This window comes from Uniformispora flossi, assembly GCF_049534875.1.
GTDB lineage: Bacteria > Actinomycetota > Actinomycetes > Streptomycetales > Streptomycetaceae > Yinghuangia > Yinghuangia aomiensis.
This window is the reverse complement of the sequence record NZ_JBMULZ010000001.1, coordinates 59,586-74,485: the sequence shown is the minus strand read 5'-3', so window position 1 is coordinate 74,485 and position 14,900 is coordinate 59,586. Positions and strand designations below refer to the sequence as shown.

General features: G+C 73.4%; 12 protein-coding genes. 8 read left to right on the top strand and 4 right to left on the bottom strand.

Going from position 1 to position 14,900, the window contains the following annotated elements; translation table 11 throughout:
• Window positions 1-71 precede the first annotated feature (71 nt).
• The 6 genes from leuE (at window position 72) to ACPA54_RS00285 (ending at window position 4,924) form a co-directional block, all read left to right on the top strand.
• Window positions 72-731: a leucine efflux protein LeuE gene (leuE, locus tag ACPA54_RS00310; RefSeq protein ID WP_423525535.1), complete on the top strand. Its 660-nt coding sequence runs from the start codon at window positions 72-74 to the stop codon at window positions 729-731.
• Window positions 732-820: 89 nt separating this feature from the next.
• A complete protein-coding gene (locus ACPA54_RS00305; protein ID WP_423525533.1) occupies window positions 821-1,498 on the top strand; it encodes a ClpP family protease in 678 nt (225 codons plus the stop codon).
• Complete coding sequence (locus ACPA54_RS00300) at window positions 1,495-2,082, top strand: ClpP family protease (RefSeq protein WP_345676482.1); 588 nt, start codon at window positions 1,495-1,497, stop codon at window positions 2,080-2,082. The genes ACPA54_RS00305 and ACPA54_RS00300 overlap by 4 nt, the downstream gene beginning before the upstream one ends.
• Before the next feature lie 422 nt (window positions 2,083-2,504).
• Complete coding sequence (locus ACPA54_RS00295; protein WP_423525531.1) at window positions 2,505-2,957, top strand: helix-turn-helix domain-containing protein; 453 nt, start codon at window positions 2,505-2,507, stop codon at window positions 2,955-2,957.
• Window positions 2,958-3,600: 643 nt separating this feature from the next.
• On the top strand, window positions 3,601-4,098 hold the full coding sequence (gene yidD / locus ACPA54_RS00290; protein ID WP_423525529.1) for a membrane protein insertion efficiency factor YidD: 498 nt from the start codon (window positions 3,601-3,603) through the stop codon (window positions 4,096-4,098).
• 55 nt (window positions 4,099-4,153) lie between these two features.
• Complete coding sequence (locus ACPA54_RS00285; protein ID WP_423525527.1) at window positions 4,154-4,924, top strand: alpha/beta fold hydrolase; 771 nt, start codon at window positions 4,154-4,156, stop codon at window positions 4,922-4,924.
• 61 nt (window positions 4,925-4,985) lie between these two features.
• On the opposite strand, the gene ACPA54_RS00280 is transcribed toward ACPA54_RS00285, so the two are convergent.
• The 3 genes from ACPA54_RS00280 to ACPA54_RS00270 are packed head-to-tail and all read right to left on the bottom strand — an operon-like array spanning window position 4,986 to window position 10,556.
• A complete protein-coding gene (locus ACPA54_RS00280; protein WP_423525525.1) occupies window positions 4,986-6,467 on the bottom strand; it encodes an MFS transporter in 1,482 nt (493 codons plus the stop codon).
• Window positions 6,464-8,716 (bottom strand): hydantoinase/oxoprolinase family protein, encoded by a 2,253-nt coding sequence (locus ACPA54_RS00275; protein WP_423525523.1) that lies wholly within the window; start codon window positions 8,714-8,716, stop codon window positions 6,464-6,466. Before ACPA54_RS00275 ends, ACPA54_RS00280 begins: the two co-directional genes overlap by 4 nt.
• The gene (locus tag ACPA54_RS00270; protein ID WP_423525521.1) at window positions 8,709-10,556 is read right to left on the bottom strand and encodes a hydantoinase B/oxoprolinase family protein; all 1,848 of its coding nucleotides are present in this window, start codon (window positions 10,554-10,556) and stop codon (window positions 8,709-8,711) included. The genes ACPA54_RS00275 and ACPA54_RS00270 overlap by 8 nt, the downstream gene beginning before the upstream one ends.
• A gap of 264 nt (window positions 10,557-10,820) precedes the next feature.
• Between ACPA54_RS00270 and ACPA54_RS00265 the strand changes: the two genes are divergently transcribed.
• Both ACPA54_RS00265 and ACPA54_RS00260 read left to right on the top strand, forming a co-directional pair.
• Entirely contained in the window at window positions 10,821-11,783 is a 963-nt protein-coding gene (locus ACPA54_RS00265; protein ID WP_423525519.1) for a helix-turn-helix domain-containing protein, read from the top strand.
• Between the two features lie 87 nt (window positions 11,784-11,870).
• Window positions 11,871-13,304: an FtsW/RodA/SpoVE family cell cycle protein gene (locus ACPA54_RS00260; protein WP_423525517.1), complete on the top strand. Its 1,434-nt coding sequence runs from the start codon at window positions 11,871-11,873 to the stop codon at window positions 13,302-13,304.
• Here the strand turns inward: ACPA54_RS00260 and ACPA54_RS00255 are convergent.
• Complete coding sequence (locus tag ACPA54_RS00255; RefSeq protein WP_423525515.1) at window positions 13,228-14,856, bottom strand: alpha/beta hydrolase fold domain-containing protein; 1,629 nt, start codon at window positions 14,854-14,856, stop codon at window positions 13,228-13,230. The genes ACPA54_RS00260 and ACPA54_RS00255 overlap by 77 nt on opposite strands.
• Between the last annotated feature and the right edge of the window lie 44 nt (window positions 14,857-14,900).

Here is a 14,900-nt window from a genome sequence, read left to right as displayed (position 1 = left end):
CCTGGAGTACGGCTCCGGGCCGCGGCTGCCCGCTCTTCCGCGTGTCCGGCGCGCGTGCGACACTCCGGCCCATGCTCGGTGTCGTCGACCTGCCCACCTACCTCGTGGGCCTTGTGCTGATCATCCTGCTCCCGGGGCCGAACTCGCTGTATGTGCTGTCGGTGGCTGCCCGCCGCGGCGTGCGGTCCGGCTACACCGCCGCCGCGGGCGTGTGGTGCGGCGACACGGTGCTGATGACGCTGTCCGCGGCGGGTGCGGCGTCGCTGCTCAAGGCCAACGACGTGCTGTTCTCCATCGTCAAGTACGCGGGTGCGGGCTACCTGAGCTGGCTGGCTTTCGGCATGCTGCGGGCGGCGTGGGGAATGTGGCGGACGCGGCGGGAGCGGCTGGAGGAGGCGGCGTCGGCGTCTCCGGAAGCGGTGGACGCGGCGGAGCGGCCCTTCCGGCGGGCGCTCGTGATCAGCCTGGTCAACCCCAAGGCGATCCTGTTCTTCGTCGCGTTCTTCGTGCAGTTCGTCGACCCCGGGTACGCGTATCCGGCGTTCTCGTTCGTCGTGCTGGGGGCGTTCGCGCAGCTGGCCAGTGCGCTGTACCTCAGCCTGCTGATCTTCAGCGGCACGAAGCTCGCCGCGGCCTTCCGGCGCCGCCGGCAGATGTCGGCGTGTGCGACGTCGGCGGTCGGGGCGCTGTTCCTGGGCTTCGCGGTGAAGCTGTCGCTGGCCGGCGCCTGACACCCGCCGACGGTCGCGCTGCTGTGAGCGGATCTGCCGAGGGCAGATCTGCTTGAGCCGCGTTTCCGCCGCGGCGCAGGGTGGAGGGCATGAGCGACGACTCGAAAGCCCCGCTGTTCCACCCGCAAGCGCGGCGCGAACTGTACGCGCAGCGCGTCCTCGTCCTCGACGGCCCGCTCGACGACGACAACGGCACGCTGCTGGCGACCCAGCTGATCACGCTGGCGGCCGAGGACCCGAGCGCCGACATCGCGCTGTGGATCCACTCCCCGGGCGGTTCGGTCCCGGCGATGCTGGCGATCCGCGACACGATGCGGCTGGTGCCGTGCGACGTGTCCACGCTGGTGCTGGGGATCGCGTACAGCGCCGGTCAGTTCCTGCTGTCCTCCGGAACCCCCGGCAAGCGCCGGGCCATGCCGCACGCCCGGGTGCTCATGCACCAGGGCTCGGCGGGCATCGCCGGGACCGCCGTCGACATCGAACTCCAGGCCAACGACCTGCGGCACACCCGCGACACCGTCCTCCGCCTGATCGCCGAAGACACCGGCCAGCCCATCGACCGCGTCTTCGAAGACTCACTGCACGACCGGTGGTACACCGCCCGGGAAGCCCTCGAGTACGGCTTCGTCGACGGCATCGTCGAGTCGTTCGCGGAGATCGCCCCGCGCGGCTCGCGACGCATCGGACCGGACGCGGGATTCCAGGCAGTTCAGCCGAACGAGGGCACTCAGACAAACGAGGCCACCCAGACAGGAGCGGCGCGATGAGCACGTACACGATCCCGAACGTCATCACCCGCAACTCGCGCGGCGAACGCATCATGGACGTCTACTCGCACCTGCTCGCTGAGCGCGTCATCTACCTCGGCACGGGCATCGACGCGGGCGTCGCCAACGCGCTGGTCGCACAACTGCTGTTCCTGGAAGCCGACAACCACGAGCAGGACATCCAGTTCTACATCAACTGCGAGGGCGGCGACCCGAGCGCGATGCTGGCTGTGTACGACACGATGCGCTACGTCCGCTCCGAGATCGCCACCACCTGCGTCGGCCAAGCCGTCGCCGTCGGAGCGGTCCTCCTCGCCGCCGGCGCCCCCGGCAAGCGCGCCATCCTGCCGCACGCCCGGGTGGTCCTCCACCAGCCGGCCGCCCAGGGCCGCGGCGCGATCCCGGACCTGATCCTCCAGGCCGACGAGGTCGTCCGGGTGCGGTCCGACATCGAGAACATCCTGTCCCGACACACCGGCCAGACCACGGCGGACCTCCGCGCGGACACGGACCACGACCGGGTGTTCACGGCGGCGGGGGCGAAGGACTACGGGTTGGTGGATGTGGTGATCGAGGAGAGGTGAGGGGATGGCCGCGGGGGGGTGACGGGTTGTCCACAGGGCGGCGCGGGAGCGGTGGCAGGATGACGGTTTCGAAGCGGACGCCCGTGTTCTTCGCGTCCTCCTGGATGCCGTGGCAGCGAAGCTCGAAGAAGGCGAACGGCCCTACGCAGCCGCGCCGGCACTCGCCGGCCGCCCGGAACTCGCCTCGGAGGAGGTGGCAAGACTCGGGACGCTTCGCGGGGCCTCCGCCCGCCTTCGCCGCGGGCCGGCCTTGCGGCGCGACACCCGCACCGAGTCGCCCACTGATCACACTCGTACGGCACCGGTCTCGTGAACGAATCCACCTGCGTGCACGCCGACGTCCGTGTCGCAAGTCGGCTGCGGGGATTCTGCTGCAGGCGGATAAGCGGTGGTGGGGGGCGCAACGCGGCCTAGCATGAGGCATGGCCGACTTCGCCGCAGACATCGCCACCGCGCCCGAGACGGTTGCCGCCGAGCAGGCTGTGCCGGACAAGGCCGTCCCGCGCGCGCCCGTTGCCGACCCCCGCCCGGCCGCCGCGCCGAGATTCCCCACCCGTGTCATCCGCCCTGCCGCGCCCGCGCGGGAGCCGCTGTGGCGGCACGCGCTCGGCGAGCAGTTCCGTGCGCTGCGCCACCAGCGCGGCGAGACGCTCGCGGAGACCGCGGCGCGTGCCGGGGTGTCGCCGCAGTACCTCTCCGAGGTGGAACGCGGCATCAAGGAGCCGTCGAGCGAAATGATCGCCGCGGTCGGCGGTGCCCTCGGCGTCGGCCTCGTCGACCTCACCCTCGCCGTGGCCGACCGCGTCCGCCGGACTTACCCGACGGCTCAGGCAAGCGCCGCGGTGGGCCGGACGGCGTTCGCGCTGGCGGTCTGACGCCCGCACGCGGCACCCGACGGGCCGACACCCGGCAACCAAGCCGAGCGGCCGCGGTTCGTGACGCACCGCGTCCGAGCCGCGGCCCCGGCATGCCGGCGCCGGGAAGCCGGGGCACCGGCTTCGTCCAACGGACCCATGACCCGCCGACCGCCGGGGGCTTCGACGAGGCCCGTCCCGACACCATCGGCCGACTGCCCGCGGTGCTCCACGACACCGCGCCGGACGCCTTCGCCCACGCCACGGCCACCGGCTACCTGTGGACTGCCCCGGCCCTCGCCGCCGGCGGCCTCGCTCTCCTTCTCAAGCCGTCCGGCCGAACCGGGACACCATCGGAGACCCCGACCCCGCCACCCGGGAGAACGTCCTCGCCGTCTGAGCGACCCGGCGCCGGGGCCCACGGACGCCTTCGACTTCCAAGGCTCCGCGCCGCACGTCGACCGCGCCGCACCCGCCCGCGCATGACACCACCGGCCCGGCTCACCGCCCGCCGCTGCTTCACCGCGGCGAACCGATTCCCCGGATCTCGCGTGTACCTCCACGGGGCCGTTCCGGGGTGGCGCGGCCGGGGGTTTGACTGGCACGTGGCCTCGTGCGCGGCAGCTGATGTGCGGTGCGAACGGGCCTGGGTGAGGGGGCAAGGATGGCGTTTCCGAGCGGGAATCCGTTCGCCGAAGGGGCCGAGGCCGCCGAGGAGGCGGGTGGCGAGGTTCCCGGCCAGGGGCTGCGGGATATTGCGGAAGGCGCGGACGATGCGCTTGATATCGCCGACTCGGTGGACTCGTCGGGCGCCTGCGACAGCTGCAACGGCGGTTGCGACGGCTGTGGTGACGGGTGTGACGGCGGCAGTTGCGACTGTCTCACCGCGATGACGTGGCGGCTCGCCGTGATCGCCGTGGTGTGTCTGCTGGCGCCCGGCCGCCGCGGGGTGCGCGACCGGTTGCTGCGGGCGGTGCACCGGTACCGCGCCGAGGTCAGTCCGAAGCGGGCGCCGTGCTGCCGCTACACGCCGACCTGTTCGACGTACGCCGTCGCGGCGCTGGAACGTCACGGCGCCGCCAAGGGCACCTACCTGACGGCCCGTCGCTTGCGCGGTTGCCGCCCGGGCGGGAAGCGCGGCCACGACCCGGTGCCCGAGTAGCCGCGTCCCTTCAGCTCGCACCGCCTTCCGGCTACAGTCCCCGCCGGAGGTGCCCATGATCGACACGGCCCCGCGTACGTTCGTCCTGGTCCACGGGGGCGGCCACGGAGGCTGGTGCTGGCAGCGCCTGGCCCGGGAGCTGCGGGCGCGCGGGCACGACGTGTGGACGCCCACGCTGACCGGCTTCGGCGAGCGCCGGCACCTCGGCGGACCGGACACGCCGTTCGCCACGTTCGTCACCGACATCGCGCACGTCCTCGACCACGAGGACCTGCACGACATCGTGCTCGTCGGGCACAGCATGGGCGGTGTCGTCGTCCCGCGCGTCGCCGAGGTCGCGCGCGAGCGCATCGGGCGCGTCGTGTGGCTGGCCGCCGTGGTGGCGAACGACGGCGAGACGCTGCTCGACGCCGTCCCGCAGACTCCGGAGGTCGCCCGCGCGGTCACCATCGAGCCGGACGGCACAGCCCGCACCGACCACCGGCTCATGGCCGAAGTCCTCATGCCGGAAGGCACCGACGAGGACCGCGCGTGGGTCACCGCACGCCACTGCGCCTACCCGCCCGCCGCGCTGGTCGAGCCGGGACGCCTGTCCGCGTTCCGCGCGCTGGACATCCCCGCTTCCTACATCGCCGCGACCGCCGACGCCGCGATCCCCCTCGCCTTGGCCCGCACCTTCGCCGCGCGCCTCCCCGACGCCCGCTATGCCGAAGTCGATGCCGGACACGACCTGATGATCACCCGGCCGCGCGCCACCGCGGACGCGCTGGAAACGGTATGCGCCGAAGCCGAAGCCGAAGCGAACGCCGACACCGACACCGCCTGAGCATCCGAGCCGTCGGTGGCGGAGCCGCACATCACGGCCCCGCCACCGGCCCGCCCGCCCGCTAGGACCCCACCCCGGCGCGCGACGCGGAATCCGCCCCGCGGACCCCCGGCGCCGACGCCACATGCTGCGCCGGTCCCCGCATGAACATCGCCACCACCAAGGCCACGGCCGCGCAGGCCGCCGCCGACAAGAACGCCCACATGAACGCGCCGTCGGTGTACACCGCCTGGTGTGTCCGCGGGTCCGCCCGCAGGACGTCGTGGGCGAGGATCGCGCCGGTCACCGGCACCGCGACACCGCTGCCGAGGCTGCGGGCCACGCCCAGGACGCTGGTGCTGACCGCGGTCTGCTCCGGCGGCACCGCGTCGACCACGAGCTGCGCGGTCGACAGCGGCGACAGTGCGAAGCCGATGCCGTAGATGGCGCTCCACAGGCAGATCTGCCACGTGTGCGACGGGAACAGCGCCAGCAGCGTCATGCTCACCGCGAAGGACGCCATCGCCAGCCGCAGCGTGGCCCGCGGCCCGTACCGGCGCACCAGCAGGCCGCCGACCAGGCCGAGGACGATGGCGACCAGCGCGTACGGCAGCTGATAGGTCGCCACCTCCCACGCCGTCAGCCCGAACCCGTAGGTGATGCCGGGCTGCCGCGGCGTCTCCAGCATCAACGCGCTCAAGTACGCGTACGCCGACAGCACGAAACTGCCCAGCACCGTCACGACCAGCGTCGGCCCGAGCGCCCGCCCGAACATCACCCGCACGTCGAACAGCGGGTCCTCGATCCGCAGCGCCCGCACCCCGAACAGCGCCAGCAGCACCGCGCCGCCCAGGTAGCACACCACCGCGCGGCCGGACGTCCAGCCCCACACGGTGCCCTGGCTCACCACCAACAGCAGCAACCCGACGCCGCCGCCGACCAGCACCGCGCCGATCAGGTCGAGCCGTCTCCGCACCCGCACCGCGGATTCGGGGACCGCCCACAGGAACAGCGGGGCGACGGCGCCGACATAGATCAGCCCGAACCAGAACACGCTGCGGAACCCGAAGTGGTCGATGAGCGTCCCGCCGACGAACGGGCCGATCACCGCCGACAGCCCGAGCCCCGCGGACAGCACGCCCAGGCCGATCGGCACGTTCCGGGCCGGCAGCAGGTCGCGGACCAGGCCGTACGCGATCCCGGTCACCGCGAGGAACGTCCCCTGCAGCGCCCGGCCGACCAGCAGCCACGTCAGCGAGTCGGCCAGCGCGCAGATCAGCGACCCGGCGGCGAACACCGCGACGAGCACGGTCAGGACGCGCTTCTTGCCGAACATGTCGGCGAGTTTCCCGATGAGCGACTCGGTCGCCACGCCGACCAGGCTCACGATGGTCAGCGCCCACGCCACGTCGGTGGTGTGGAACACCGGGATCATGAACCGGACCGCCGGATACACCATGGTCAGTTCGAGCGCGGCGACCATCGACAGCAGCATGATCGGCGCCAGCACAAGGCCGACGCGGAACGGCGACAGCGCCGGTCCGGCAGGGGTCGCGGTGGTCATGGTCTGGCCTCGCTTTCGGACGTGCCCGCGGCCTGCGCGGCGGAGACGGGGGACACCGCGCCCGGAGCACGGCGGAGCAGCAGATGGCCGGCCGCGGCGTGCACGGTCCAGCCCGGCGGGACGACGACGGTGGATTCGGCGCCGCGGATCACCGCGGGGCCGGACACGTTGGGGGAGCCGAGTCCGGCGATCCGGTCCCACGTCCACACGGCGGTGGCCGTCCAGCCGCCCGCGGCCGTGAAGAACGCGGGCCGCACGACGGCGGATTCGGCGCCCGCGGTCGGCCGGGGCAGGTCGGCGTCCGCAGCTTCGAACGCGGCTTCGGAACCGGCTCGGGACTCGGCCTCCGACCCGGACCCGGATCCGGACGCGGCCCCGGAGCCCGCCTCGACGGCAGGGCCCGTCGCCGAGGTGACCCGGATCCGGAAGGTGACCAGCTCGACCGGCGCGTGCGGGGCGACCCCGTACGCCGCTTCGTGCGCGGCGCGGAAGTGCGCGGCGAGCGTCTCCGCGTCCGGCACCGCGGCGCCGTCCGGCAGCGGGACGGCGAGCTGGTGCGACTGGCCGAGGTAGCGCATGTCCAGCGATGCCCGTTCGGTGCCCGCCCCGGCCGGGAGGCCGAGTTCGGTGCGGCACGCCGCGGCCAGGCCGGCCAGCACTCCGGCGGCGCGGGCGGCGGTGTCGGGCGTGTCGAGGCGCATCGGCAGCGTGCGGACACGTTCGACGCCGGGTGTCGCGGCGGCGAGTCCGTGTGCGGCCATCACGCCCGCGCCACGCGGCACGAGGATTTCGGTGATGCCGAACATCGCGGCCAGGTCCGCGGCGTGCATCGCCCCCGCGCCGCCGAACGCGACGATTGGGAACTCCCGCGGATCCAGGCCGCGTTGCACGGTCACCAGGCGGATCGCGGTGGCCATGTGGGCGATGGCGACGGCGCGTATTGCCTGCGCCGCCTCGGCGGTCGGCAGTCCGAGTGGATCGCCGACGGCTTCCCGGACGGCCTTCTCGGCGGCCGCCAGGTCGAGCCGGACGCCGCCCGCGAGTTCCTCGCCGCCGAACAGCCCCAGCACGGCGTTCGCGTCGGTGACCGTTGCCGCGGTGCCGCCCGCGCCGTAGCACGCGGGCCCGGGATGCGCGCCCGCGGACCGCGGGCCGACGCGCAGCGCGCCGCCCTCGTCGACCCACGCGATGCTGCCGCCGCCCGCGCCGACCTCGGACAGGTCCACGACCGGGCCCTTGACCGGCAGGCCGGTTCCGGCGCGGGACGTGCCGAAGCTGCCCTTGCCGCCGACCTGGAAGTCGTAGGTGATGCCCGGCCGCCCGTCCCGGACGATGCCTGCCTTCGCGGTCGTGCCGCCCATGTCGAACGAGATCGCCCGGCCCCCGGCGTGCCGCCGGGCGACCCGGGCCGCGGCGGCGATGCCGGCCGCGCCGCCCGACTCGACGGTGCGCACGGGGGTCGCGGCGGCCGCGGACGCGGCCATCACGTCGCCCGCCGAGTCCATCACCCGGATCCCGCAGCGCACGCCCAGGTCGGCGAGTGCGTCGGCGAGGCGGTCGAGGTAGCCGGTCATCACGGGGCCGACGTAGGCGCTGAGCAGCGTCGTCATCGCCCGCTCGTACTCGCGTACTTCCGGCCACACCCGGGACGACAGCGCGAGGTAGGCGTCCGGCAGCGCGCGGCCGAGTGCCGTGGCCAGCCGCTCTTCGTGGTCCGGCCGCGCCCAGGAGTGCAGCAGGCACACCGCGACCGCGTCCGGGCGCAGCGCGGCGACCCGGGCGGCGGCGGCTTCGGCCGCGGCGGGGGTGAGCGGTCGCCGGATCCCGCCGTCGGCGGTGGCGCGCTCCGGGACCTCGACGACCCAGCCCGGCGGGATCGGGGCGGCCGGCGGACGGAAGTCCAGGTCGTAGCGGTCTTCTTCGACCCGGGCCTCGCGGCCGAGCCGGAACAGGTCGCCGAACCCCTCCGTGGTGACGAACGCGACGCGCACACCTCGCTGTTCGAGGATCACGTTGGTCGCCAGCGTCGTCCCGTGCACGACGGCCGTGACGTCGGACGGCGCGATACGGGCCCGGCTCAGCGCCTCGGCGATGCCCCGGCACACGCCGACCGCGGGGTCGTCGGGGGTGGTCAGCACTTTGGACGTGACGGTCGGCGCGCCGGGCACGGACAGCACCGTGTCGGTGAACGTGCCGCCGACGTCCACGCCGATCACGGCGCCGCCGGTGGCGGGGGTGGATTCAGGCATGGGGAGTTCCGTTCGTGCCGAAGGTCGTGCCGGAGCCGGAGCCGGAGCCGGTGGCGGAGGCAGTGGCAGTGGCAGTGGCAGTGGGAGTACGCGCGGCACGCAGCTGCCGCGTGGCCTCCGCGTCGACGCTGCCCGCCGGGTCGAGGACGACGCCGTAGTGGGCGTAAGCCGCGCTCGGTGTCACGCGGCCGCGCAGCACGTCGGCGGCCACCGCGTCGGGATCGCGGGTATAGGGGTCGCCCAGTCCGCCGCCTCCCGAGGTGCCGACGACGAACACGTCGCCGGGGTGCAGCGCGATATCCGTCTGCTTGGGCGCGAGCGCGACGGTGGTGGCGTCCGCGCGCCGCAGTTCGTGGCGGCCGGGCCCGCCCGCTCCGCCGCCGTCGCGGCCCGCGGGCGGCGCGGACATGCGGTCGCCGCGGACCGTGAGCCGGGCCGGGGCGGTCACTTCCACGGCGAGCTCGGTGCCGAGGCCGCCGCGGGTGCGGCCGGGGCCGCCCGAGTCGGCGCGCAGCCGCGCATGCCGGAACAGCAGGGGGTGCCCGGCCTCGAGGGGTTCGAGCTGCGGGACGACGGAACGGCCGCCGAGGAAGTAGGCGCCGGTGGCGTCCGGCCCGTCGGAAGCGGTGCGTGCGCCGATGCCGCCGAACTCGTACAGCAGGCTGACCCACGGGTTGCCGCCGTCCGCGCTCGCGAGGGCGTAGACGTGCACCAGGCCGCTCGCCGCGACCGCGCGCTGCGGGTGCGCGTGGGAGAGCGCGGACAGGATGGCCTCGATCACCGCCGCGACGGTCACCACGCGTCCGCCGCAGGCCGCGGGCGGCGCCGGGTCGACGAGGGTGCCCGGCGCGAGGCGGATGTCGAGGGGACGCAGGCATCCCTCGTTCATCGGGATGTCCCCGGCGAGGAAGCAGCGCACCGCGAACAGCACGCCGGACAGCGTCTGCGAGCGGGAGGAGTTGATGGCGCCGCGGGCCTGCGCGGTGGTGGCCGTGAGATCGACCGTCAGGGTGTCGCCGCGGACTTCGACGGTGGCCGCGACGGTGTGCTCGCGGCCGGACTCCACGCCGTCGGTCTCGATCGTGTACGAGCCGTGCCAGACGCCGTCCGGCAGCGCGGCGATGCCCAGCCGGGTCCGCAGCGCGGCGTAGTCGCGCCAGCCGTCGGCGACGTCGGCGACGGTGTCCGCGCCGTGCCGCTCCATGAGTTCCTCGACGCGGGCGCCGAGGGTGCGGGTGCCCGCGACCAGGGCGTGGATGTCGCCCGCGACCTTGTCGGGGGTGCGGCTGTTGCGGGTGACGATGCGCCACACCGCGTCGACCGGTTCACCGGCCCGATAGAGCGCGACCGGCGGCAGCAGCAGGCCTTCGTGGAACGTGTCGGTGGCGGTCGCGGCAAGGCCGCCGGCCACGGCGCCGCCGACGTCCGCGACGTGGATCAGGGTGCCGGCGAAGAACACCGGCAAGGCCGAGCCGGGCGCGAACACCGGGCGCACGACGATCAGGTCGTTGGCGTGGATGCCGCCCCGGTAGGGGTCGTTGGTGACGTACACGTCGCCCGGCCGCATGTCCGCCGCCGGGATGTCCCGCAGGATCTCCGGCACCGTGCAGTGCAGGCTCGCCGAGTGCATGAGGCTCGTCGCCGACGACTGGGCGACGAGCGCACCGTCCGCGGACAGCAGCGCCGCGCACGCGTCGGCGCCCTCCTGGATGAACGTCGAGTGCGACGAACGCACGACCACGATGCTCGCCTCTTCGGCGGCCGCCGCCAGCGCGGAGCGGACCAGCTCCGTGGTGACGACGTCCGGGGCGGGACGGGCGGTGGGTGGCGGATCGAACACGGAGCGTCTCCCTCGGGGAAAAGCCGTCGGAAGGGCCTTCGGCGGCCCGGACAGCGGAAGGCGTCTCGCGCCATTGCGAAACTGGAATGATCTATTGCAATATTGGTTCGACGATAAGTGTGTGGCGTCACACGCACAAGAGGCGGCCGCTGCCGGCTGCCGACGCTTTGGCACGATGGGCCGACACGGGCCGCCTCCGACGGGACCGAGGGGACGCACGAGACCCGTGGGGTCGGCGGTGTCGGCGGGAAAGGACACGGGGTCATGAGCGAGACCGGCAAGACCGCGCCGCGAGCGGCCGACAAGACGCGCGAGTCCGGGCGGACCTCGCCGCCCACCGAGCGCACCGTCCGCATCCTCAACGCGCTTGCCGCCGCCGCGCCCGACGCCCTGGGCGTCTCCGAGATCGGCCGCCGCGTCGGACTCGCGCCGTCCACCTGCCTGGGCATCGTCAACGAACTCACCCGGGCCGGCTACCTGGTCCGCGAGCCGGGACCGCGCTACGGCCTCGGCCCCGCCGTCGCCCTCGTCGGCCGCGCCGCCGAACGCAGCCGCCCCGCCCTCGGCGCCGCCCGCGCCGCCATCGAACGCCTCGCCGCCGACCTCGGCCTGGTGTGCTCCGCGGCCGCGGTCGTCGGCGGCGACATCACCGTGCTCGCCCTGGCCGGGAACGGCGCGGGCAGCACGCCGCTGGTCGAGGTGGGAGCCCGCTACCCTTTCGCCGCCCCCGTCGGCGTCATGTTCGCCGCATGGGACACCGACGACGCGGTCGCCTCATGGCTCGACCGCGCTCCGCTGCCGCTGGGCGCCGACCGCATCGCCCGCATCCACGACGTCGTCGCCACCTGCCGCACCCAAGGCTGGCTCGCCGAACGCCTTACCGACGTCGAACAGAACCTGCACCGCTTCCTGCCCGAACTCGGCACGCACAGCGAAGGCGAACGCGGCCGCCGCGCCCTCGCCGAAGCCGCCGCGGTCTTCTCCCGCCGGGACTACCTCCCGGGCGACCTCGACGACGGCGCGGGTGCCGTCCACCCGGTCAGCACCGTCACCGCCCCGACGTTCACCGTCGAAGGCCGCCCCGACCTGCTGCTGTCCGCTTATGTCATGCGCGCTGATGCCACCGCCGCCGACATCCGCGCCATCGCCGCCCGCCTCCGCGGCGAGTGCGGCGCGATCACCGCCCTGCTCGGCGGACGCGACCCCTGGCACCCGGATATGCCTTAATCTTCTCGCAGTTGCGATCGGCGGTCTCCGTCGTTCTTGGGTGCGGTACTCCTCGGTACTTCTCGCATCTTCGGGGGCACGACACAGATGGCACGAACGCGCCACCGGGCGCGCGACATCGAACTCCGCATGCTGGTCTTCGCCGTGGCACTCTGCCTGTTCGGCTACGCCCTGGTGGGCTACGCGGTCGACGACCGCCTCCCCGGCGGCTTCTTCACCGTCGGCGGCGGCCTCGCCGTCCTGGCCGGCGTCGCGCACCTGGCGGTACGGAAGTTCGCCCCGTACGCCGACCCGCTCATCCTGCCCGTCACCACCGTGCTCAGCGGCCTCGGCCTGGTGCTCATCCACCGCCTCGACCTGTCCTACAAGGACACCTACAACTCGCCCCCGGCCGCGGGCGGGCAGGTGATGTGGACGGTCATCGGCGTCACCGCCTTCACGATCCTCCTCGCCGTGCTGCGCGACTACCGCCTCCTGCAGCGGTACGTCTACATCACCGCGCTCGTCGCGCTGGTGCTGCTGATGGCCCCGGCGTTCTTCCCCGGCGACACCTACGGCGCGAAGCGGTGGATCCGCGCGGGCGCATTGTCCTTCCAGCCCGGCGAGTTCGTGAAGATCATCATCACGGTGTTCTTCGCCGCCTACCTCACCATGCAGCGCGACGCACTCGCGTTGACCGGGCGCCGCATCTGGGGCATCCACCTGCCGCGCGGACGGCAACTCGGGCCGATCGTCACCGTGTGGGTGTTCAGCCTGCTCGTGCTGGTCTTCGAACGCGACCTCGGCACGTCGCTGATCTTCTTCGGCGTGTTCGTGGCCGTCCTCTACATCGCCACCGAACGCACGAGCTGGGTCCTCTTCGGCCTGCTCATGGCCGCCCTCGGCGCGGCAGTCGTCGGCAGCTACGAACCCCACGTGCACGGCCGCGTGGTGGCCTGGCTGCACCCGTTCGACTACTACCTGCCGCCCGGCCAACGCCCCGCCGGCCTGGTCTCCGACCAGGCGGCGCAGGCGCTGTTCAGCTTCGGCTCCGGCGGCATCCTCGGCACCGGCCTCGGCCGCGGGCATTCCGAACTCATCGCGTTCGCCGGGCGCAGCGACTTCATCATCACCGCCGTCGGCGAGGAACTCGGGCTCGCCGGGATGATGGCCGTACTGCTCCTCTACCTGCTGCTCGCGCAGCGTGGTCTGCGGACCGCGCTGGAGGCGGGCGACGCGTTCGGGAAGCTCCTCGCCGCGGGTCTCGCGTGCGCGCTGGTGTTCCAGGTGTTCGTGGTGGTCGGCGGCGTGACCGGGCTGATGCCGCTCACCGGCAAGGCGCTGCCGTTCCTCGCCCAGGGCGGGTCGTCGGTGGTGGCGAACTGGCTGGTGATGGCGCTGCTGGTACGGATCAGCGACGGCGCCCGCCGGCCCCAGCCCAAACCCGGGCCGGCGGGCGAGATCGTCAGGTCCCCAACGCCGTCCGCACCGCTTGGTACGCCGCTTCCCGGGCCTGCCGAGCGGCCTCCAGCGGCATGTTGAGGAAGCCGTGGAACATGCCCGGGTACACGCGCACATCGGTCGGGATCCCGGCGTCGGCGAGGCGCTGCCCGTAGGCGACGCATTCGTCGACGAGGGCATCGCATTCGCCGACCAGCAGGTGCACGGGCGGCAGTCCGCGCAGGTCCGGGGTCCGCAGCGGTGAGGCCAGCGGGTCGAACGCGTCGGCGGGGGTGCGCAGGTAGGACGTGTGGAACCAGTCCGCGGTCTCCTTGCGCATGTAGTAGCCGCCGTTGCCGTACGCCGCCTTCGATGCGGTCTCCGCGGCGAGATCCGTGCCGGGGAAGATCAGCAGCTGGTAGGCGATCTCCGGCCCGCCCCGGTCGCGGGCCTGGATGGCGGTGACCGCGGCGAGGTTGCCGCCCGCGCTGTCCCCGGCGACCGCCAGACGGGCGGTGTCCAGGCCGAGGCCGCGGCCGTGCGCGGCGACCCACGCGGTGGCCGCGTAGGTGTCGTCGACGGCGGCGGGGAAAGGGTGTTCGGGGGCGAGCCGGTAGTCGACGGAGACCACGGCGGCGCCGGTTCCGGCGGCGAGGCTTGCGCAGCTGTGGTCGTACAAGTCCAGGTCGCCGAGGCAGAAGCCGCCGCCGTGGAAGTAGACGATCACCGGGTGCGGTCCCTCGGTGTTTGGGCGGTAGAGCCGCGCGGGCAGGTCCCCGGCGGGCCCGGGTATGCGCAAGTCCTCGGCGCTCGCCGGAAGTTCGGCGGGCTTGCGGGCGCGCGCCGCGGCGGAGAGCCGGGCGCGGCCTTCCTCGTGCGGGATCGTGCCGAAAGCGGGGAACGAGGCTTCCAGCGCGGCGACGAGCGCGACGGCTTCCGGGGCCAGGGGACGGGGGAGGGGCGCGTCCGACAGCGACGCGCCGGCGGACTGCGGCGTGGCCGGCTCGGCTGCGGCGGGCTCGGACAGAGCGGGTTCAGGCAGGGCGGGCTCGGGCAGGGCGGGCTTGGGCGTGGGGCTCTCCTCCGGTGCCAGTTCCGACAGTGTCGCGCGCAGTTCCTCGAACGCCGCCAATTCTCCTGTGTAGTGCTGCTCCGCCCAGACCAGGATCGCCGACGCGTAGGCGTTCTCGCGTCCTGACGGGGCCGCCGCGCGCGAGCTGCGGATCTCGTCGACGAGCGCGCGGGTCGCGGCCTGGTGGGAGTCGATCAACTGGGCGACCCGGTCCGGGCCCGCCAGGTGACCGAGCCAGATCCGCAGGATCACCGGGTGCTTGAGCACGCCCGCCTCGACGTCGGCCTCGCGCAGCCATGCCGTCACCGCGTCGCGGCCGGCGTCGGTCAGCGTGTAGAGCCGCTTGTTGCGCAGGTCGTCGTTGGCGACGGGGGCGACCCGGTGCCGGACGTAGCCGCACGACTCCAGGCGGCGCAGTTCCGCGTACACCTGGCTGAGCGCCGGGCTCAGGTGGAAGAAGCGCAGGCTGTGGTCGGCCCACTTCTTCAGGTCGTACCCGCTCATTTCCCGGCCGCTCGACAGCAGGCCGAGAAGTGCCCAGCCGGTCACGGGAATTGATACGGCGTCACGTGAGGTGCCCATGGCTGCGGAACCTAGCAGAAGCCCTTGACATATTCATCCATGTC